The 20,249-nt window shown below is 65.8% G+C and carries 19 protein-coding genes; 15 read left to right on the top strand and 4 right to left on the bottom strand.

Annotation, left to right across the window (positions count from 1 at the left end):
* Positions 1 to 486: 486 nt before the first annotated feature.
* The gene (locus VOI27_RS01885) at positions 487 to 732 is read right to left on the bottom strand and encodes an accessory factor UbiK family protein (protein ID WP_323763590.1); all 246 of its coding nucleotides are present in this window, start codon (positions 730 to 732) and stop codon (positions 487 to 489) included.
* Between the two features lie 92 nt (positions 733 to 824).
* On the opposite strand from VOI27_RS01885, the gene lgt reads away from it, so the two are divergent.
* From lgt to VOI27_RS01860, 5 genes are all read left to right on the top strand, one after another.
* Complete coding sequence (lgt, locus tag VOI27_RS01880) at positions 825 to 1,709, top strand: prolipoprotein diacylglyceryl transferase (protein ID WP_323763589.1); 885 nt, start codon at positions 825 to 827, stop codon at positions 1,707 to 1,709.
* The gene (locus VOI27_RS01875) at positions 1,706 to 2,764 is read left to right on the top strand and encodes a class I SAM-dependent methyltransferase (RefSeq protein WP_323763588.1); all 1,059 of its coding nucleotides are present in this window, start codon (positions 1,706 to 1,708) and stop codon (positions 2,762 to 2,764) included. Before lgt ends, VOI27_RS01875 begins: the two co-directional genes overlap by 4 nt.
* Positions 2,761 to 3,516, top strand: a complete 756-nt coding sequence (gene pgeF, locus VOI27_RS01870; protein ID WP_323763587.1) for a peptidoglycan editing factor PgeF — start codon at positions 2,761 to 2,763, stop codon at positions 3,514 to 3,516. The genes VOI27_RS01875 and pgeF overlap by 4 nt, the downstream gene beginning before the upstream one ends.
* A gap of 251 nt (positions 3,517 to 3,767) precedes the next feature.
* Positions 3,768 to 3,905: a hypothetical protein gene (locus tag VOI27_RS01865; protein ID WP_323763586.1), complete on the top strand. Its 138-nt coding sequence runs from the start codon at positions 3,768 to 3,770 to the stop codon at positions 3,903 to 3,905.
* Positions 3,906 to 4,205: 300 nt separating this feature from the next.
* Entirely contained in the window at positions 4,206 to 5,003 is a 798-nt protein-coding gene (locus VOI27_RS01860; RefSeq protein ID WP_323763585.1) for a Hint domain-containing protein, read from the top strand.
* Here the strand turns inward: VOI27_RS01860 and VOI27_RS01855 are convergent.
* From VOI27_RS01855 to gloB, 3 genes are all read right to left on the bottom strand, one after another.
* The gene (locus tag VOI27_RS01855) at positions 5,000 to 5,950 is read right to left on the bottom strand and encodes a M23 family metallopeptidase (protein ID WP_323763584.1); all 951 of its coding nucleotides are present in this window, start codon (positions 5,948 to 5,950) and stop codon (positions 5,000 to 5,002) included. The two genes, VOI27_RS01860 and VOI27_RS01855, sit on opposite strands and share 4 nt — an antisense overlap.
* On the bottom strand, positions 5,947 to 8,277 hold the full coding sequence (gene clpA, locus VOI27_RS01850; RefSeq protein ID WP_323763583.1) for an ATP-dependent Clp protease ATP-binding subunit ClpA: 2,331 nt from the start codon (positions 8,275 to 8,277) through the stop codon (positions 5,947 to 5,949). The genes VOI27_RS01855 and clpA overlap by 4 nt, the downstream gene beginning before the upstream one ends.
* A gap of 174 nt (positions 8,278 to 8,451) precedes the next feature.
* Positions 8,452 to 9,222: a hydroxyacylglutathione hydrolase gene (gene gloB / locus VOI27_RS01845; RefSeq protein WP_323763582.1), complete on the bottom strand. Its 771-nt coding sequence runs from the start codon at positions 9,220 to 9,222 to the stop codon at positions 8,452 to 8,454.
* Positions 9,223 to 9,285: 63 nt separating this feature from the next.
* On the opposite strand from gloB, the gene VOI27_RS01840 reads away from it, so the two are divergent.
* From VOI27_RS01840 to VOI27_RS01795, 10 genes are all read left to right on the top strand, one after another.
* Positions 9,286 to 10,032, top strand: a complete 747-nt coding sequence (locus tag VOI27_RS01840) for a class I SAM-dependent methyltransferase (RefSeq protein WP_323763581.1) — start codon at positions 9,286 to 9,288, stop codon at positions 10,030 to 10,032.
* A gap of 273 nt (positions 10,033 to 10,305) precedes the next feature.
* The gene (locus VOI27_RS01835; RefSeq protein ID WP_323763580.1) at positions 10,306 to 10,872 is read left to right on the top strand and encodes a F0F1 ATP synthase subunit delta; all 567 of its coding nucleotides are present in this window, start codon (positions 10,306 to 10,308) and stop codon (positions 10,870 to 10,872) included.
* Complete coding sequence (atpA, locus tag VOI27_RS01830; RefSeq protein WP_323763579.1) at positions 10,873 to 12,411, top strand: F0F1 ATP synthase subunit alpha; 1,539 nt, start codon at positions 10,873 to 10,875, stop codon at positions 12,409 to 12,411.
* A gap of 12 nt (positions 12,412 to 12,423) precedes the next feature.
* On the top strand, positions 12,424 to 13,308 hold the full coding sequence (locus VOI27_RS01825) for a F0F1 ATP synthase subunit gamma (RefSeq protein ID WP_323763578.1): 885 nt from the start codon (positions 12,424 to 12,426) through the stop codon (positions 13,306 to 13,308).
* A 17-nt stretch (positions 13,309 to 13,325) separates the two neighbouring features.
* Positions 13,326 to 14,750, top strand: a complete 1,425-nt coding sequence (gene atpD / locus VOI27_RS01820) for a F0F1 ATP synthase subunit beta (RefSeq protein WP_323763577.1) — start codon at positions 13,326 to 13,328, stop codon at positions 14,748 to 14,750.
* Positions 14,751 to 14,822: 72 nt separating this feature from the next.
* The gene (locus VOI27_RS01815) at positions 14,823 to 15,257 is read left to right on the top strand and encodes a F0F1 ATP synthase subunit epsilon (protein WP_323763576.1); all 435 of its coding nucleotides are present in this window, start codon (positions 14,823 to 14,825) and stop codon (positions 15,255 to 15,257) included.
* Between the two features lie 444 nt (positions 15,258 to 15,701).
* Complete coding sequence (gene trpB / locus VOI27_RS01810; RefSeq protein WP_323763575.1) at positions 15,702 to 16,934, top strand: tryptophan synthase subunit beta; 1,233 nt, start codon at positions 15,702 to 15,704, stop codon at positions 16,932 to 16,934.
* Positions 16,935 to 17,268: 334 nt separating this feature from the next.
* Positions 17,269 to 18,987: a methionine--tRNA ligase gene (gene metG, locus VOI27_RS01805; RefSeq protein ID WP_323763574.1), complete on the top strand. Its 1,719-nt coding sequence runs from the start codon at positions 17,269 to 17,271 to the stop codon at positions 18,985 to 18,987.
* Between the two features lie 257 nt (positions 18,988 to 19,244).
* Positions 19,245 to 19,742 (top strand): spore coat U domain-containing protein, encoded by a 498-nt coding sequence (locus tag VOI27_RS01800; protein WP_323763573.1) that lies wholly within the window; start codon positions 19,245 to 19,247, stop codon positions 19,740 to 19,742.
* Between the two features lie 32 nt (positions 19,743 to 19,774).
* On the top strand, positions 19,775 to 20,218 hold the full coding sequence (locus tag VOI27_RS01795) for a molecular chaperone (RefSeq protein WP_323763572.1): 444 nt from the start codon (positions 19,775 to 19,777) through the stop codon (positions 20,216 to 20,218).
* Positions 20,219 to 20,249 lie beyond the last annotated feature (31 nt).

Raw genomic sequence — 20,249 nt, 5'->3', positions numbered from 1 at the left:
GGAGGGGGATCGAACGGGTCGCGCCCAAGTGATGGTAGCGGGAAAAGGCGTTGATTTCAAACGGAAGGTGCCGGTTTTCGGGCAGGGGGCTGAGCGGGGCGGTCTGAGGCACGTCGGCGCATTGAAGCAATTGACGGTTTCGCCCCGAGCGTCAGCAGCGGTCATTTGGCGCTTTGGCTCGTTGTTTTGCGAGCATGGCAGCCTGACGATCCGCTGTTCAGGTCAGGGCAGAGTTGTCTGTCCCATGTTGTTCTCCGCTTTGAGCCGCCCGCTGTTGGGCACCGCGCGTCAACAGCGGGCAGCAAGCCCGCCGCGCATCGTCCTGCCAAAGGCATGCCTCTGGCAGGACGCCCCCCTCGGCACGGCGATGCGCGGCTCCGAAAAGACCCCGGGTCCGGCAGCTCGCAGCAGCTGAACGTTTCGGCCGGAAAACGCCAAAAGGCCGGGGTCTCCCCCGGCCTTTCACTTCTACCCGATGCCGACCGATCAGCCCTGCTTGCTCTCCAGCTTGTCGAGCCGGGCCTTCAGCATCTCGTTCTCTTCGCGCGCCTTCTGGGCCATGCCGCGCACCGCGTCGAACTCTTCGCGGGTCACGAAATCGCGATCCGCCAGCCAGCGGTCGAGCATCGATTTCATCGCGGTTTCGGCCTCGGTCCGGGCGCCCTGGGCCACGCCCATGGCGTTGGTCATCAGTTGCGACAGGTCGTCGAATACCTTGTTGCGGGTCTGCATGGGGTCTCTCCGTTACATTTGTTACCTATATGGCCCCCAGGACCCCGGGCGACAAGGTTGACCTCGGCAAAAGCGAAAGGCAAAGGAGCCGCATGGCATCACCCATTCCCTTCCCCCCGCTCAGCCCCGAGATTTTCTCGATCGATCTCTTCGGCATGAGCTTTGCCCTGCGCTGGTACGCGCTGGCCTATATCGTCGGGATCGTGGCCGGCTGGATGCTGGCGGTGCGGCTGCTGAAACGACCCGCGCTGTGGCAAGGCGACAGCCCGCCGCTGACCCCGGCGCAGCTCGAGGACCTGATGACCTGGATCATCCTCGGCATCATCCTTGGCGGGCGTCTGGGCTTCGTGCTGTTCTATCAGCCGGGCTACTACCTGAGCCACCCGGGCGAGGTCCTGATGATCTGGCAGGGCGGCATGGCGTTTCACGGCGGTCTTCTGGGCGTCGCCCTCGCGGCCTGGATCTGGAGCGCGCGCAACGGCGTGCGCCGGCTGCCGCTGGCCGACCTGATGGCGCTCGGCGCCTGGCCGGGGCTGCTGTTTGGCCGGTTGGCAAACTTCGTCAACGCCGAGCTTTGGGGCCGGCCGACCGATCTGCCCTGGGCGGTGGCCTTTCCCGGCGCGGCGGCGCAGGATTGCGGTCAGCCGGCGGGCGCGCTCTGCGGCCGCCACCCGAGCCAGCTCTACGAGGCCGGGCTCGAGGGGCTGCTGCTCGGTGCGCTGCTGCTCTGGCTGGCGCTGGCGCGCGGTTGGCTGAAGACGCCGGGGCGGATCGCGGCGCTGTTCTTTGCCGGCTACGGCGCGGCGCGGTTCCTTGTCGAATTCTTTCGCCAGCCCGACGCGCAGTTCGTCACCGCCGGCAACCCGCTGGGCCTGGCCTTTCAGGTTGGCGGCTGGGGGCTGACCATGGGGCAGCTTCTGTCGCTGCCGATGATCGTCATCGGGCTCTGGCTGGTGGCACGGAACCGTCCGGCATGAGCGCCCTGACGGCGATCCTGCGGGAACGCATTGCCGCCGAAGGACCGATCTCTCTGGCCGATTACATGGCGACCTGCCTGCTGCATCCCGAGCACGGCGTCTATACCGGACGCGATCCGCTGGGGGCGGCGGGCGATTTCACCACCGCGCCGGAAATCAGCCAGATGTTCGGCGAGCTGACCAGCCTCGCGCTGGCGCGGGCCTGGATCGATCAGGGCCAGCCCGCCTTTACCCTCGCCGAGCTGGGGCCGGGGCGGGGCACGCTGATGGCCGATATCCTGCGGGTCGGACGCAAGGTGCCGGGATTTCTCGACGCCGCCCAGGTGGTGCTGGTTGAGGCCTCGCCGCACCTGCGGGACCGTCAGAAGGCAGCGCTGGAGGGTCACCAGGTGGCTTGGACCGATCACGCCGACAAGCTGCCGCAGGCGCCGCTCTGGCTCATTGCCAACGAGTTCTTCGACGCGCTGCCGGTGCGCCAGTTCGAGCGCCGCGGCACCGGCTGGTGCGAGCGCCGCGTCGGGGCGCGCGACGGTGCGCTGGTGCTGGGGCTGACCGAGGCCACGGAGGTGGCGGCGTTGGCGCATCGGCTCGACGACACCCGCGAGGGCGACGTGGTGGAACTGACCCCGAGCCTGCCGCCGATCGCCGAGGCCATCGGCCAGCGGATCGCCGATCACGGCGGCGCGGCGCTGATCGTCGACTACGGCGACTGGCGCTCGCTGGGCGACACGCTGCAGGCGTTGCGGCGTCATGAACGGGTCGACCCGCTGGCCGCGCCGGGCGAGGCCGATCTCACCACCCATGTAGACTTCGAAGCCATCACCGCGGCTGTGCCTTGTGCCCATACCCGCCTCACGCCGCAGGGCGTCTTTCTCGAGCGGCTTGGCGTGACCGCCCGCGCCCAGCAATTGGCCGCCGGCCTGCAGGGCGCCGCGCTTGAGAACCATGTGGCGGCACATCGGCGGTTGACGCACCCCGAGGAAATGGGAACTCTCTTCAAAGTGCTGGGGCTGCTGCCCGAGGGCGCCCCGCCGATAGCCGGACTGGACACATGACGCTGGAAATCCTCACCTCCGATCTGCTTGCCCCGCTGAAACACGGGTTCTTCACCCGCCGTGGCGGCGCCTCGTCCGGGGTGTTCCAGGGGCTCAATTGCGGCCAGGGCTCCTCCGATCAGTCCGAGATCGTGGCGATCAACCGCGGCCGGGTGGCCGCGAGCCTCGACCTGCCGCCGGAGCAGCTGGTGACGGTGTACCAGGTGCATTCCGCCCTGGCGGTGCCGGTCGAGGCCCCATTCGACACGCCGCCGCGCGCCGATGCGCTGGTCACGGCGACACCGGGGCTGGCCCTCGGGGTGCTCAGCGCCGATTGCCAGCCGGTGCTTTTTGCCGACCACCGGGCCGGGGTGATCGGCGCGGCCCATGCCGGCTGGCGCGGCGCGCTCGACGGGGTGCTCGAGGCGACGCTCGACGCGATGGAGGCGCTGGGGGCCGCGCGCGAGGACGTGCAGGCAGTGATTGGCCCGGCGATCTCGCAAAGCGCCTATGAGGTCGGTCCCGAGTTCGTCGAGGACTTCATGGCGGAGGACCCGCAGAGCGCGCAGTTCTTTGCCCGCGGCAAGGGCGACCGCTATCTGTTTGATCTGCCGGGCTTCGGGCTTTACCGGCTGCGACTGGCCGGGGTGGGCGAGGCCGAATGGTGCCGCCATTGCACCTATGCCGATGCCGACCGGTTCTATTCCTACCGCCGCTCGGTCCACGCCGGCGAGGCCGACTATGGCCGGCTGATGTCGGCGATAAGGCTCTGATTGCGGCGGGGGCCGGGCGGGGGGCTGCCTTGGTGCGGCCATAGTGTCACCTGACAGATCGGCCGGAATGGAAATAACCTTCTGAAAGATTTAATAAAAACCGTCCTCCGCGTCGGCCACCATTGAGGTGTTGCGGCGGCGGCGATGTCCTCGGAAATCCATCTGCCTGCCGCATGTCTGCCGGAAACCTTCGCCATAGTGATCGCACAAGCGCGGCCCCCTGCCGCCCGATCACATATGAGGTCAGCGACATGAAAACCCGGTTCATCACATCCGCCGTGCAGCGTGCGCGGGAGAGCAAGATCGATCTGCCCTTTGCCCGCGGCCAGCGCCGCGCCGAGATGATTGCCCGCCGCAAACCGGTCGTCGAGGTCCGCAAGAGTGCCTGACTGCGCTGCCCTCTTGGGCCGCTTGAGCAAAAGCCGCGTTCCCGTGCAAGGGCGCGGCTTTTGCCTGTTGCGCCGGGCCGATTCGCGGGGGCCGGCAAATGTGGCAGCGGTGTTGTCATCGCCGCGACAATCCCGCCGGCCAGCGGCGGATTGGTCGGCCCGGGCCATCCAATCGGTGCCCGGCTTTGACGGATCGGCGACGATCTGGTTCTTTGGTCGCGCTAGATGCGACGTTCACAGTCAATCTGTCGTTGTCGGTGGGGGCCGACGCGGATGTGACCCAAACTCTGGGAGCATATCATGACGAGTCCCCTCTTGCCGCACCAGCGGCGCAACGCCGGCGCACAGAACCTGCCGGTTCCCGCAGTCGAACGCTTTTCCCGCGCCGAGACCAGACCCCGCCGCGACATGCCGATGATGCGGCGGATGGAAACCCTGTCGCTCACGTCCAACTACGAGATCGCGGAACAGAGCCACGTGGTGCCGCAGACCGAGGTCTTCGAGCGTGCGGTCTCGGGCTTTGCCCGCGGCACGGTGCTCGCCACCCCGGACGGGCCGCTGGCGATCGAGGATCTGCTGCCGGGCGACACGGTCAATTCCTCTGAAGGGCCGCAGCGCGTGCTCTGGATCGGGTCGGCGGCGATCATGCCGGGGCAGGCGCAGCCGGGCAGCATGCTCGACGGGCTGATCCGGGTCACCGCCGAGGCCTTTGGCATGGGCCGTCCGGGCAACGATGTGGTGCTTGGCCCCGGTGCCGCGATCCTGCACAACCCGCCGCAGTTCCGTGCCGCCAACGGCCAGGGCCACGTGCTGACGCCGCTGCAGGACTTCATTGACGGGGTGAGCGTTTTCAAGGTGACGCCGCCGAGCGCGGTCAAGGTCTATCATCTGGCGCTCGGCCGCCATGCCGCGGTGCAGGCCGGTGGCCTTGAGGTCGAGACCTATCATCCCGGCAGCGGCAACGTCACCCGCATGGGCGAGAACGCGCAGCGGCTTTACTTGTCGCTGTTTCCCTTCCTGATGCATCCGCGCGATTTCGGCCCCTTGGGCTTTCCGCGGGTCGAGCTGGAGATGCTCGAAGGCCTGCGGCTGGGTTAGTCCAGTCTCAGTGCCGTGCTGCGGGTCTCGAGGCTCTGGCCGTCCCGCAGCAGCGTCACGCTCAGCCTGTAGCTGCCGGCCGGCCAGCCTCCGGGCTGCGCCTTGCGGCCGGCGGCCCGGAACAGCACCGCCTGCGGCCTGTCGATCGGCGCGTCATGGCCGATCACCCGGCCCGAAGGCCCTTCGATCACGATCCGCAGGCTGTCGCCGGCGCGCGCGCCGAAGACCTGGCCAAAGCCGACCAGGGCGGTGTCACGCCGGGGCGGGGCGTCATCGGCGCTGCCCTCGGTGATCTCGGCAAGGCTCGGGACGCGCTGCGCAAATCCCACCGAGAGCAGCCCGCCGGGGCGATAGGCCGGCGTGTCCTGCCAAAGCGTTGCCGCGCTGTCGCAGGTCCCGGCCCCTTCGGGGGCAAAGGGATCGATGACCTCGCCGTCGCGGCGCAGGGTCAGGTGCAGATGCGGGAATTGCGTGCGGCCGCTCAGCCCGACTTCGCCCAGTGGCGTACCGGCGGCGACCTGCTGGCCGGGCGTCACCGCCACCGACCCGTTGCGCAGGTGGCAATACTGGGTTTCCCAGCCCTCGGCGTGGGTGATGGCGATGCCATTGCCGCAGTCCTGCCCCGACAGGTCCTGGCCGTCATACAGCCGGTCGGCCACCCCGTCGCGCAGCCCCCGCACCACGCCGGGGGCGGCGGCGCGGACGGTGACGCCGGCGCTCATGTCCGCGATGGAGGGCAGGGCGATGTCGGTGCCCTGGTGGCCGTCGTAGCTCAGCCCCTCGCAGGTGTAATCCCGCGCGCCCGGGCCGGGATCATGATCGAGATAGTGCTGGATGTGACAGGTCTCGCCCAGGGTGCAGTCGACGGGGAAGACCAAAGAAAAGGGCTCGGCCGCCACGAGGGAGGCCGAGCCCGAAATCAGGCAGGCAGCGAGCCTGCGGATCATTCCGCGGTGAGCAGCGGCGGCTTCTTGCCGGTCAGGCGCGGGTTGTCCGGGCCGCTCATCTGCAGGTCGATCTTGCCGTCCTTGACGCCGACGCGGACGATCCCGCCCTTGGCCAGCTTGCCGAACAGCAGCTCTTCGGCCAGCGGCTTCTTGATGTGCTCCTGGATGACGCGGGCGAGGGGGCGTGCACCCATCTTGTCGTCATAGCCCTTGTCGCCCAGCCATTCGGCCGCCGCCTTGGACAGCTCGATGGTGACATTGCGATCCATCAGCTGCGCCTCAAGCTGCAGCACGAACTTCTCGACCACCTGAGAGATCACGGTTTTCGGCAGCGGCTTGAAGCTGATGACCGCGTCGAGCCGGTTGCGGAATTCCGGCGTGAAGGTGCGCTCGATGGCAGCGGTGTCCTCGCCCTCGCGCCGGTCGCGGCCAAAGCCGATGGCAGCCTTTGCCTGTTCCTGTGCGCCGGCGTTCGAGGTCATGATCAGGATCACGTTGCGGAAATCCACCGTCCGGCCGTTGTGATCGGTCAGCGCGCCGTGGTCCATCACCTGCAGCAGGATGTTGTAGACATCCGGATGCGCCTTTTCCATCTCGTCGAGCAGCAGCACGCAATGCGGGTGCTGGTCAACGCCATCGGTCAACTGGCCGCCCTGGTCGAAACCGACATAGCCCGGAGGCGCGCCGATCAGCCGCGAGACCGCGTGTTTCTCCATGTATTCCGACATGTCGAAGCGCAGCAGTTCCACGCCCAGCGTATCCGCCAGCTGCTTGGCCACCTCGGTCTTGCCGACGCCGGTGGGGCCGGCAAAGAGGTAGTTGCCGATCGGCTTTTCAGGCTCGCGCAGGCCGGCACGGGCCAGCTTGATCGCCGAGCTGAGCGCCACGATGGCATCGTCCTGGCCAAAGACCACGCGTTTCAGGCTGGCTTCAAGATCCTTGAGCACCTCGGCATCGTTCTTCGAGACGTTCTTCGGCGGAATGCGGGCGATCTTGGCGACCACATCCTCGATCTCCTTGGTGCCGATGGTCTTGCGGCGGCGGCTCTCCACCACCAGATGCTGCGCCGCCCCGGCCTCGTCGATCACGTCGATCGCCTTGTCGGGCAGTTTCCGGTCGGTGATGTAGCGCGCCGAGAGCTCCACGGCCGTCTTGATCGCGTCCGCGGTGTACTTGATGTGGTGGTGATCCTCGAAATAGGGCTTCAGGCCCTTGAGGATCTTCACCGAGTCCTCGACCGAAGGCTCGACCACGTCAATCTTCTGGAAGCGCCGCGCGAGCGCCCGGTCCTTCTCGAAATGCTGGCGGAACTCCTTGTAGGTGGTGGAACCCATAGTGCGCAGCTTGCCGCCCTGAAGCGCCGGTTTCAGCAGGTTGGAGGCGTCCATCGCCCCACCAGAGGTGGCACCGGCGCCGATCACGGTGTGGATCTCGTCGATGAAGAGCACCGCGTCGGGGTGTTCCTCAAGCTCGTTGACCACCGCCTTCAGCCGCTCCTCGAAGTCACCGCGATAGCGGGTGCCGGCCAGAAGCGCGCCCATGTCGAGCGAATAGATCGTGGTGTTTGCCAGCACCTCGGGGGTCTCGCCGGACTCGATCTTGCGGGCCAGGCCCTCGGCGATGGCGGTCTTGCCGACACCGGGGTCGCCCACCAGCAGCGGGTTGTTCTTGCGCCGGCGGCAGAGCACCTGGATGCAGCGCTCGACCTCGCTCTCGCGGCCGATCAGCGGATCGACGTCGCCAAGGCGGGCCTTCTCGTTCAGGTCGACACAGTATTTGCCGAGCGCGCTTTCCTTCTGATCGGCCTCTGGCGTGCTGTCGGTGGACTGGCTGTCGTCGTCCATGTCCTGCGCGCCGGTCACCGGACGGGCCTCGCCATAGGCGGGGTCCTTGGCGACGCCATGCGCGATGAAATTCACCGCGTCATAGCGCGTCATGTCCTGCTCCTGCAGGAAATAGGCGGCATTCGACTCGCGTTCGGCAAAGATCGCCACCAGCACGTTGGCGCCGGTCACCTCGGTGCGGCCCGACGATTGCACGTGGATCGCCGCGCGCTGGATCACCCGCTGGAACGCCGCCGTCGGCACCGCCTCGGAGCCTTCGATGTCGGTCACCAGGTTCGACAGGTCGGTGTCGACGTATTCCACCAGCTTGGTGCGCAGCTCCTCGGTGTCGACCGAGCAGGCCTTCATCACGCGGGTTGCGTCGGGTTCGTCGATCAGCGCCAGCAGCAGGTGCTCCAGCGTTGCGAATTCATGCGAGCGGCTGTTGGCCAGGGCCAGGGCCGCGTGGATCGCCTGTTCAAGCGTATTAGAGAATGAAGGCACTCTGCGTGCTCCTTCTGATCTGTGTCGGCGGCGAAAGACGCCCTGCCAACCGTGGCCTCATAAGGTTAAAGTTTGGTCGATCCCGGCACCGCTTCAAGTTTTTTCTTTGCGTTACCGGTCACATTTCCAAACTGTGTGTGCACAGCGCCGTGATATGCGGCAGCGCAGCGAAGCCTAGGAGAAGCTGTCGCGACGCTTCCGAACCTCGGTAAAGACGGCCAGGGGATCGCCGTCTGCCAGACCGACCGTCGCCTGAACCGCCGGGACATGGCAGCGCAGAAACGGGTTGGTGTCGAGCTCGAGTGCAAGGGTTGTGGGGACGGTGGCGCGCCCCGCTGCGCGCGCCGCCGCAATCTCGTCTCTGCGAGAGATAAGTCGCGCATTGTCGGGTTCAATGGTCAGGGCAAAGCGGACATTGGTTTCGGCATATTCATGGCCCGAGCAGACAGTGGTCTCGGGGGGCAGGGCGGCCATCCGCGACAGGCTGTCGAACATCTGCGCCGGCGTGCCCTCGAACAGCCGGCCGCAGCCCAGGTGCATCAGGCTGTCCATTGTCACCAGGATCGCCGAGGTCGGCAGGTGATAGGCGACATGGCCCACGGTGTGGCCCGGCACCTCGAGCACCTCGACGCTCTCGCCGCCAAGCGCAACGACGTCGCCCTCGGACACCTCGATGTCGAGCGGCGGCAGGCGGTGGGTGTCGGCGGCGGCACCGATCACCCGCGCCGGCGCGCTGGCCAGAAGCTCGGCGGTGCCCTGAACGTGGTCGGGGTGGTGATGGGTCAGGAAGACGTGGCTGAGGGTCCAGCCGCGCGCCGCGAGCGCGTCCAGGATCGGCCCGGCCTCCGGCACGTCGAACACCGCCGTCTCGCCGCTTTTGTCGTCATGCACGAGATAGGCGTAGTTGTCAGTCAGGCAGGCAATGGTGACAAGCTCAAGGGGCATGGCAATTCGCGGCTCCGTTGCTAGAGTGGCCCTCAAGTCTGACCCAAGCCGACGCGGATCGCAATGCACCTGGACGTACAGGACCTGAGGAATTTCTATTACCGCAGCGCGCTTGGCCGGGCGGCGCAGAAGGCGGTGAGCCAGCGCATGCTGCGGCTCTGGCCCGAGGCCAAGGGGCAGACGGTGGCGGGGTTCGGCTTTGCGGTGCCCTTGCTGCGGCCCTACCTGGCCGAGGCGCGGCGGGTGATGGCGCTGATGCCGGGGCCTCAGGGGGTGATGCGCTGGCCGGCCGGGATGCCCAATGTCTCGGTGCTGACCGAGGAAACCCTCTGGCCGGTCGAGACCGGGCGGATCGACAAGCTGGTGGTGATGCACGGGTTGGAAACCTCTGAGCGGCCCTCGGTGCTGCTCGAGGAATGCCACCGGGTGCTGGGGCCGGGGGGCAAGGTGCTCTTCGTGGTGCCCAACCGCGCCGGGCTCTGGTCGCGCAGCGATGCCACGCCCTTCGGCTTTGGCCGGCCCTATACCCAGAGCCAGCTCGAGATCCAGCTGCGCACCCATGGCTTCATGCCCGAGAAACACGCCACCGCGCTTTATCAGCCGCCGTCGCCGCGGCGGTTCTGGATGAAGACCGGGCGGCTCTGGGAAAGTTCGGGCCAGCGCTTTGGCCTGCCGCTGCCGGCCGGCGTGCTGATGGTCGAGGCCAGCAAGCGGGTGCAGGCCCCGCATGACCCCGGTGTCGGGGTCCGGGTGCCCAGCCCGCTAGAGGTTCTGAGCCCGAAACCGGCGAAAGAAGCCAAGCCGGTTTAGGCGCTAACGGTGAAATTTCCACCCCGGGAATCGTCACCGTTCACGAAAATGAAAGGTTTTTGAACGGCTTGCGGGTGCGCATTCGGTCGCACATCGAGCAAATATCTGATTTTACTCATTTATCCACCAACCTTAAAAACCCTCAAGTATGTTGCGGGGTTGGGAAGGCTCTGCTACATCCGGCGTGATTTAGCGCCTTGAGAGTTGTCAGGGCCGGGAAACGCCCCCGGACGCCACAGGACTGTGGCAAACCGGGGCCAGATAGTCGGAAGGGTGGACGTGTCCGAACCAGCTTCGATTTCCTCGGGTATTGCCGATCGCTATGCGACGGCCGTGTTCGAGATTGCCAATGAGAACGGCAACCTCGCCGAACTTGAAACCAGCCTCGACGATCTGGCTGCCACGATGGACAGCAGCGAGGATCTGCGCGACCTGATCGGCAACCCGCTGTATTCCCGTGACGACCAGCAGGATGCAATCCTTGCCATCGGCAAGAAGATGGATCTCCTCGAGGTGCTCGTCAACACCATGGGCCTGATGGCGGCCAAGCGCCGCCTCTTCGTGCTGCCGCAACTGGTGGCCCAGCTGCGCGCCCGGATCGCCGAGCACAAGGGCGAGGTCACCGCGGATGTGACCACCGCCAAGGAACTGACCCCGGCGCAGGCCGATGCGCTGGCCGCGTCGCTCAAGAAATCCGTGGGCAAGGATGTCAAAGTGAATGCGACCGTCGATGAGAGCCTCATCGGCGGTCTTGTTGTCAAGGTGGGCTCCAAGATGATCGACACGTCGATCCGCGCGAAGCTCAATTCCCTCCAGAATGCAATGAAAGAGGTCGGATAAATGGGTATCCAAGCAGCCGAGATTTCTGCGATCCTAAAGGAGCAGATCAAGAACTTCGGGCAAGAAGCCGAAGTCGCCGAAGTGGGCCGCGTGCTCAGCGTCGGTGACGGTATCGCGCGGGTCTACGGCCTCGACAGCGTCCAGGCGGGCGAGATGGTCGAATTCCCCGGCGGCATCATGGGCATGGCGCTCAACCTCGAGACCGACAACGTCGGCGTGGTGATCTTCGGCTCCGACCGGGACATCAAGGAAGGCGACACCGTCAAGCGCACCAACTCGATCGTGGACGTCCCCGCCGGCCCCGAGCTGCTGGGCCGGGTGGTCGACGGTCTCGGCAACCCGCTCGACGGCAAGGGTCCGATCAATGCCTCCGAGCGCCGCATTGCAGACGTGAAGGCCCCCGGCATCATTCCGCGTAAATCGGTGCATGAGCCGATGGCGACCGGCCTCAAGGCCGTCGACTCGATGATCCCGATCGGCCGTGGCCAGCGCGAGCTGATCATTGGCGACCGTCAGACCGGCAAGACCGCCGTCGCGCTCGACGCGGTTCTGAACCAGAAATCCTACAACGACGCCGCCGGCGACGACGAGAGCAAGAAGCTCTACTGCGTCTATGTCGCGATCGGCCAGAAGCGTTCGACCGTGGCGCAGCTGGTGAAGCGTCTCGAGGAGTCCGGCGCCATCGACTATTCGATCGTCGTTGCCGCCACCGCTTCCGAGCCGGCGCCGATGCAGTTCCTCGCGCCCTATGCCGCGACCGCGATGGCCGAGTACTTCCGTGACAACGGCAAGCACGCGCTGATCATCTATGATGACCTCTCCAAGCAGGCCGTGTCCTACCGTCAGATGTCGCTGCTGCTGCGTCGTCCGCCGGGCCGCGAAGCCTATCCGGGTGACGTCTTCTACCTCCACTCCCGCCTTCTGGAGCGTTCGGCCAAGCTGAACGAAGACAACGGTTCGGGCTCGCTGACCGCTCTGCCGATCATCGAAACCCAGGGCGGCGACGTGTCGGCGTTTATTCCGACCAACGTGATCTCGATCACCGACGGCCAGATCTTCCTCGAAACCGAGCTGTTCTATCAGGGTATCCGCCCGGCCGTGAACACCGGTCTGTCGGTCTCGCGGGTGGGGTCGTCCGCCCAGACCAACGCGATGAAATCGGTCGCCGGCCCGGTGAAACTGGAACTGGCGCAGTACCGCGAAATGGCGGCCTTTGCGCAGTTCGGGTCCGACCTCGACGCCGCGACCCAGCAGTTGCTGAACCGTGGTGCGCGTCTGACCGAGCTGATGAAGCAGCCGCAGTATTCGCCGCTGACCAACGCCGAGATCGTCTGCGTCATCTTCGCCGGCACCAAGGGCTACCTCGACAAGATCAAGGTCTCGGACGTGGGTCGTTTCGAGAAGGGCCTGCTGCAGCACCTGCGCTCCAAGCACGCCGACCTTCTGGACTACATCACCGAGGAAGACCCCAAGATCAAAGGTGAAGCCGAGGACAAGATCCGCGCCGCACTGGACGAATTCGCCGCCGACTTCTCATAAGGAGATAGGGCAATGCCAAATCTCAAGGACCTGAAAAACAGGATCGCGTCGGTCAAGTCGACCCGCAAGATCACCAAGGCCATGCAGATGGTGGCCGCCGCGAAACTGCGGCGGGCCCAGGAAGCGGCCGAGATGGCGCGCCCCTATACCGAACGCTTCAACAGCGTGATGGCGGGGCTCGCGAAATCGGTGGGCGACAGCGACAGCGCGCCCAGGCTTCTGGCCGGCACCGGCAGTGACGACGTGCATCTGCTCGTCGTCATGACCGCCGAGCGCGGCCTCTGCGGCGGCTTCAACGGCAATATTGCCAAGCTTGCGCGGTCACACGCGCAGGCGCTGCTCGCCAAGGGCAAGACGGTCAAGATCCTGACCGTCGGCAAGAAGGGCCGTGACGTGCTCAAGCGCGAGTATGCCGAGCATCTGGTCGGCCATGTCGACCTGAGCGAGGTCAAGCGCATCGGCTATGCCAATGCGCAGGAGATCGCCAAGGACGTGCTTGGCCGCTTCGACGCGGGCGAGTTCGACGTGGCGACGCTGTTCTATTCGAAGTTCCAGAACGTGGTGACGCAAATACCCACGGCGCAACAGATCATCCCCGCCAGCTTCGAGGCTGACGAGGACGGTGAAGAGACGGGCACCAGCACGCTGTACGATTACGAGCCCAGCGAAGAGGCCATCCTGGCCGATCTGCTGCCGCGTGGCGTGGCGACCCAGATCTTTGCCGGTCTGCTGGAAAACGCCGCGTCGGAACAGGGCGCCCGGATGTCCGCCATGGACAACGCGACGCGCAATGCCGGCGACATGATCGACAAGCTGACCATCGAGTACAACCGCTCGCGTCAGGCCGTCATCACCAATGAACTGATCGAAATTATCTCGGGCGCGGAAGCGCTCTAAGAACCGGAGACCAATACATGGCAAACGCACAAGGCAAAGTGACCCAGGTCATCGGCGCCGTTGTCGACGTACAGTTCGACGATGAGCTGCCGGCGATCCTGAACGCGCTGACCACCGACAACAACGGCAACCTTCTGGTTCTGGAAGTCGCCCAGCACCTCGGCGAAAACACCGTCAGGACGATCGCGATGGAGGCCACCGAAGGTCTCGTCCGGGGGCAGGACGTGGAAGACACCGGCGGCCCGATCTCGGTGCCCGTGGGCGACGCCACGCTCGGCCGCATCATCAACGTCATCGGCGACCCGGTCGACGAAAAGGGCCCGGTCGAAGCCAGCGAAACCCGCGCCATCCACCAGCCCGCGCCGGATTTCTCCGACCAGGCGACCGAAGCCGAAGTGCTGATCACCGGCATCAAGGTGATCGACCTGCTGGCGCCCTATGCCAAGGGCGGCAAGATCGGCCTGTTCGGCGGTGCCGGCGTCGGCAAGACCGTTCTGATCATGGAACTGATCAACAACATCGCCAAGGTGCACTCGGGTCTCTCGGTGTTCGCCGGTGTTGGTGAACGGACCCGTGAGGGCAACGACCTGTACTACGAGATGATCGAATCCGGCGTTATCACCCCCGATAACATGACCGACTCGAAAATCGCGCTGGTCTACGGCCAGATGAACGAGCCTCCGGGTGCGCGGATGCGCGTCGCTCTGACCGGTCTGACCCTGGCCGAACAGTTCCGCGACTCGACCGGGTCGGACGTTCTGTTCTTTGTCGACAACATCTTCCGCTTTACCCAGGCGGGTTCGGAAGTGTCGGCTCTGCTCGGCCGTATTCCTTCGGCGGTGGGCTATCAGCCGACGCTGGCCACCGACATGGGCGCGATGCAGGAACGCATCACCTCGACCAAGCGCGGCTCGATCACCTCGATCCAGGCCGTCTACGTGCCGGCCGATGACCTTACCGACCCGGCACCGGCCACCACCTTTGCCCACCTCGACGCGCAGACCGTTCTGAGCCGCGCGATTTCCGAGCTCGGCATCTATCCGGCGGTCGACCCGCTCGACAGCTCGTCGCGTCTGATGGACCCGGCGATCGTCGGTGAAGAGCACTACCGTGTCGCGATGGATGTGCAGAACATCCTCCAGCGCTACAAGTCGCTGCAGGACATCATCGCCATCCTCGGCATGGACGAACTGTCGGAAGAGGACAAGCTGACCGTGGCCCGCGCCCGGAAGATCCAGCGCTTCCTGTCGCAGCCGTTTGACGTGGCGAAGGTGTTCACCGGCTCCGACGGTGTCCAGGTGCCGCTCGAAGACACCATCTCGTCGTTCAAGGCGGTTGTCGCCGGCGAATACGATCACCTGCCCGAGGGCGCCTTCTACATGGTGGGCGGCATCGACGAGGTGAAAGCCAAAGCCGAGAAGATGGCTGCCGACGCGGCCTGAGGAAACGGCCGGTCGTCCCGATGAGGGCCCGCCCGGGCCCGCAGAGGGACGACCTCTCCCAAGGAGAAGAACATGGCAGACGAAATGCAATTCGACCTGGTCAGCCCCGAGCGCAGCCTTGCTTCGCTGAAGGTGACCGCGGTCCAGATCCCCGGTGCGGACGGTGACATGACGGCGATGGCCGATCATTCGCCGACCATCACCACGCTGCGCCCCGGCGTTCTGCGGATCGAAGGTGCCGAGACGGCGGAATATGTCGTCACCGGTGGTTTCGCCCAGATCAAGTCCGACGGCGTGACCGTGCTGGCCGAACGCGCCATTCCGCGCGCCGAGATGACGCAGGAGCTGCTCGACGAGATGATCGCCGAGGCCGCCGCCGTGCACAAATCGGCCAAGGACGCGAAAGAGCCCGACACCAATGCCGTCGACGAGGCGGTCAAGCTGGTGGCGGACATGGTCGCCATGGGCGGCGAGATCGGCCTGTCCTCGCAACAGCCGAACCTCTGAGCCTCACCGGCCAGTGATTATGAAGCGGCGTGCCCCCGGGGCGCGCCGTTTTGCGTTTCCCGTGCCGCTTGGCCCCGGACCTGCTCCGGCGTCTCGCGGTCGCCGCGGGAGGTCCCTGGTCAGGCCCGGGACGGCGGGGGAGATGGCGCCACTCGCGCGGCGCATGGGCTGCGGTTCACGCCCCGGACTTGATCCGGGGCCTCGCGGTCTCCGCAAGAGGTTCCGGGCCGAGCCCGGGACGGCGGAGGAGGTGGCGCCACTCGCGCGGCGCAAAGGCTTCGGTTCACGCCCCCGACTTGATTTCGGGCGCCGCGAGGCCATTGAAAGAGGTCCCGGGGCAGGCCCGGGACGGGCGCGGTTCCGGTGGCAGACCACGCCGCACAAAGGCTTTCCTTCCGCGCCCCGCGGCTATATTCAGAGCGGCGAAACCGATACAGGTGCACCATGTCCAACGATCTCTTCAATTCCTTCATGACCGGCCCCGACGAGAAGGGCCGCTTCGGCAAGTACGGCGGACGTTTCGTCTCTGAAACGCTGATGCCGCTGATCCTGTCGCTGGAAGAGGAATACGAGAAGGCCAAGACCGACCAGAGCTTCTGGGACGAGATGGAGCACCTCTGGAAGCACTACGTCGGCCGGCCCAGCCCGCTCTATTTTGCCGAGGGCCTGACCGAGCGTCTGGGCGGCGCCAAGATCTATCTCAAACGCGACGAGCTGAACCACACCGGCGCGCACAAGATCAACAACGTGCTGGGCCAGATCCTGCTGGCGCGGCGCATGGGCAAGACCCGGATCATCGCCGAGACCGGCGCCGGCCAGCACGGCGTGGCCACCGCGACGGTCTGCGCCAAGTTCGGACTGAAATGCGTGGTCTACATGGGCGCGCATGACGTCGAGCGGCAAAAGCCCAACGTCTTCCGCATGCGTCTTCTGGGCGCCGAGGTGGTGCCGGTGACCTCCGGCCGCGGCACGCTCAAGGACGCGATGAACGACGCGCTGCGCGACTGGGTGACCAATGTGCGCGACACCTTCTACTGCATCGGCACCGTGGCCGGGCCGCATCCCTATCCGGCGATGGTCCGCGATTTCCAGTCGATCATCGGCAAGGAAGCCAAGGACCAGATGCAGGAGGCCGAAGGCCGTCTGCCCGATACGATCATCGCCGCCATCGGCGGGGGCTCGAACGCCATGGGCCTGTTCTACCCGTTCCTTGATGACAAGGAGGTCCGCATCATCGGCGTCGAAGCCGGCGGCAAGGGGGTGAACGCCAAGATGGAGCATTGCGCCTCGCTCACCGGCGGCCGCCCCGGCGTGCTGCACGGCAACCGCACGTACCTGTTGCAGGATGATGACGGGCAGATTCTCGAGGGTTATTCGATCTCGGCGGGCCTCGATTATCCCGGTATCGGGCCGGAGCATTCCTGGCTGCATGACACCAAGCGCGCCGAATACGTGGCGATCACCGACAAGGAGGCGCTGGAGGCGTTCCAGCTCTGCTGTGCGTCGGAGGGGATCATCCCGGCGCTCGAACCCTGTCACGCGCTGGCGCATGTGATGAAGATCGCCCCCGAGCTGCCCAAGGATCACCTGATCATCATGAACATGTGCGGGCGCGGCGATAAGGACATCTTTGCGGTGGCCAAGCACCTCGGCTTCGACATGGACGACGCCGACTGAGGCATCCCGGCCCGGAACAAAGGCGAAGCCGCCGGGCCAGCGCCGTCCCCCCCCCGGGGCGGCGCTTTGGCTTGCGTTCCCGCGATCCTGAGAGGACCCACGGGCTTTGCCGGGATACACTGCCAGACTGAGACTGAAGGGTGCCCCCCGCGGGACGGCGCTGGCCCGGCTCACGTGGCGCATGGGGGCGGGAACGCCGGCGATGTGTGCCGGGACGCAGCCAGAAGCCCCCCATTCCCCGGTCCGGCGCGCGGCACGGCAACATCATGACTGAGCCTCTGGCCCCCCGTGGCGGCCTGCGTTAAACGGGGCCAAACGATTTGCGGGGACGCTCATGACACGCCACCTCATCACCTCTGCCATTCCCTACATCAACGGGATCAAGCATCTGGGCAACCTGATCGGCTCCCAGCTGCCGGCCGATCTCTTCGCCCGCTACCAGCGTGCCCGCGGGCAGGAGGTGATGTTTCTCTGCGCCACCGACGAACATGGCACCCCGGCGGAACTGGCCGCGGCCAAGGCCGGCAAGCCGGTCGCGGAATACTGCGCCGAAATGCATGCGACACAGGCCGAGATCGCCCGCGGCTTCCGCCTCAGCTTCGATCACTTCGGCCGCTCGTCGAGCCCGCAGAACCACGCGCTGACCCAACATTTCGCCGGCCGGCTGGCCGAGGCGGGGCTGATCCGCGAGGTCAGCGAGAAGCAGGTCTATTCCCACGCGGACGGCCGCTTCCTGCCGGACCGCTACATCGAGGGCACCTGTCCCAACTGCGGCTACGACCGCGCCCGCGGCGACCAGTGTGAGAACTGCACCAAGCAGCTTGACCCGACCGACCTGATCGAGCCGCGCAGCGCGATCTCCGGCTCGACCGATCTCGAGGTGCGCGAGACCAAGCACCTCTACCTGAAGCAATCCGGCATGCGCGGTCAGTTGAACGACTGGATCGACGGCAAGTCCGACTGGCCGGTGCTGACGACGTCGATCGCCAGGAAATGGCTGAACGACGGTGACGGGCTGCAGGACCGCGGCATTACCCGCGATCTCGACTGGGGCATCCCGGTCAAAAAGGGCGACGAGGACTGGCCCGGGATGGAGGGCAAGGTGTTCTACGTCTGGTTCGACGCGCCGATCGAATATATCGCCTGCGCCGGTGAATGGGCAGAGGCCAACGGGAAGGGCGAGGCCGACTGGCAGCGCTGGTGGCGCACCGACAAGGGCGCGGAGGACGTGCGCTACACCCAGTTCATGGGCAAGGACAACGTGCCGTTCCACACCCTCAGCTTTCCGGCGACGATCCTGGGCTCTGGCGAGCCGTGGAAGCTGGTCGACTACATCAAGTCGTTCAACTACCTCAATTACGACGGCGGCCAGTTCTCGACCTCTCAGGGCCGGGGGGTATTCATGGACCAGGCGCTGGCGATCCTGCCGGCGGACTATTGGCGGTGGTGGCTTTTGAGCCACGCTCCGGAAAGTTCCGACAGCGAGTTCACCTGGGAGAACTTCCAGGCTTCGGTCAACAAGGACCTGGCCGACGTGCTCGGAAACTTCGTCAGCCGGGTCACCAAGTTCTGCCGCTCGAAGTTCGGCGAAGAGGTGCCGGAAGGCGGCAGCTTCGGCCCGCGCGAGGCGCAGCTGATTGCCGATCTGACCACCCGCCTGCGCGCCTACGAAGGCCATATGGAGGCGATCGAGGTGCGCAAGGCGGCGCAGGAACTGCGGGCCATCTGGGTCGCCGGGAACGAGTACCTGCAGGACGCCGCGCCCTGGTCGACCTTCAAGACCGACCCCGAGCAGGCGGCGGCGCAGATCCGGCTGGCGCTCAGTCTGATCCGGTTTTACGCTGTGATTTCAAGCCCCTTCATCCCGGACGCCTGCGAGCAGCTGATGGCGGCCATGCACAGCGAGGCCAGTGATTGGCCCGACGATCTGGACGCGGCACTGGCCGAGCTGGCGCCGGGGCACGGCTTTACCGTGCCGGATGTGACCTTCCGCAAGATCACCGACGACGAGCGCGCCGGCTGGCAGGAAAAATTCGCCGGCACCCGCGACTGAAGGCCGCCGCGCGCCGGCCAAAACGCCTTTGAATTGACACCAGTCACCCCCGGTTCGCGCCGGGGGTTTTTCGTTTCGCGGCCTATTTATCCAGCCGGTTTATAAAGGGTTTAGTCAAACAAGCCTCCAAATCAGACAGAATCAATGCGTTTCCGAGACACATTTCCGGCGCAATCGCGACCCAGAAATAGATGCACCTGAACTGCACGTTTTCCCCGACGAAACCGCCGGGACGTGCCTCAACCAAGGAGACGCAAATGACCACCAAACTGCTCGCAGGCGCGTTCTGCCTGTCTCTCTCGATCCTTGCCGCACCTGCCAGTGCCGCGCAATCCACCGCCAACCTCGGGGTACAGGCGATCGTCGCCGACACCTGTCTTCTGGCTGCCGGGACCGGCATGAGCTTTGCCTCGATCAGCACCAGCCAAGCCACCAACGAGACCACCCAGGGCCTGATCACGGTGACCTGCACCGGGACGCACCAGTCAGTTTCTGTCACGCTCGGCGGCGGCTCGAATGTCAGCGGCGGCGCTCGCCACATGAAGTCCACCAGCGGCGCGCTGATGCCCTACAAGGTCTTTGATTCCAGTGCCCGCTCGACCGAGGTCGGGGTCAACGATGCGGTCTATTCCGGCGCGGTCCAGGCGCTGACCCCCAAGGCGATCCAAGTCTACGGCCAGATCCCCGCGGGCAGCTACACCGCCGGCACCTATGACGACACGCTGCTGGTGACGCTGAATTACGGCACCAACTAATGGCCCGTGCAATTAATCGAAAAGGTAGATTCATGACAATTTCCAGGTTCCTCTACGGCGCGAAACACGCGCTTCTGGCTGCGGCGCTGATCTCGGCGCCCGGCCTCACACTGGCCGACAGCGTGTCGGTCTCTCCGACGCGTCTGGCGGTGCCCGGCAAGGGCCAGCAGACGACGCTGACGATCAAGGCCGGCGGCCGCGAGCTCTCGGTCGTGCAGCTGCGGGTGGTGGCTTGGAACCCGCGGCATGGCCCCGACCGGGTCAGCGCCACCCGTGATGTGGTGGTCAGCCCGCCGATCGCCAAGCTGCGTCCCCGGCAGGAGCTGACGGTGCGCGTGGTGCGAACCAACCGGCGCCCGGTGCGGGGGCAGGAATGCTACCGCGTGCTGGTCGACCGGCTGCCCGGCAAGGAGCAGTCCGGCAAGGCCGTGAAACTTCAGGTGCGCCACTCGGTGCCGCTGTGTTTTTCGTCGTGACCGATCCCTGACCTCCAAGGCGGCGTTGCCC

The organism is Marinovum sp., assembly GCF_034669705.1.
Classification (GTDB): domain Bacteria; phylum Pseudomonadota; class Alphaproteobacteria; order Rhodobacterales; family Rhodobacteraceae; genus Marinovum.
The sequence above is the reverse complement of the archived record's forward strand: the minus strand, read 5'-3'. Positions and strand labels throughout refer to the sequence as shown.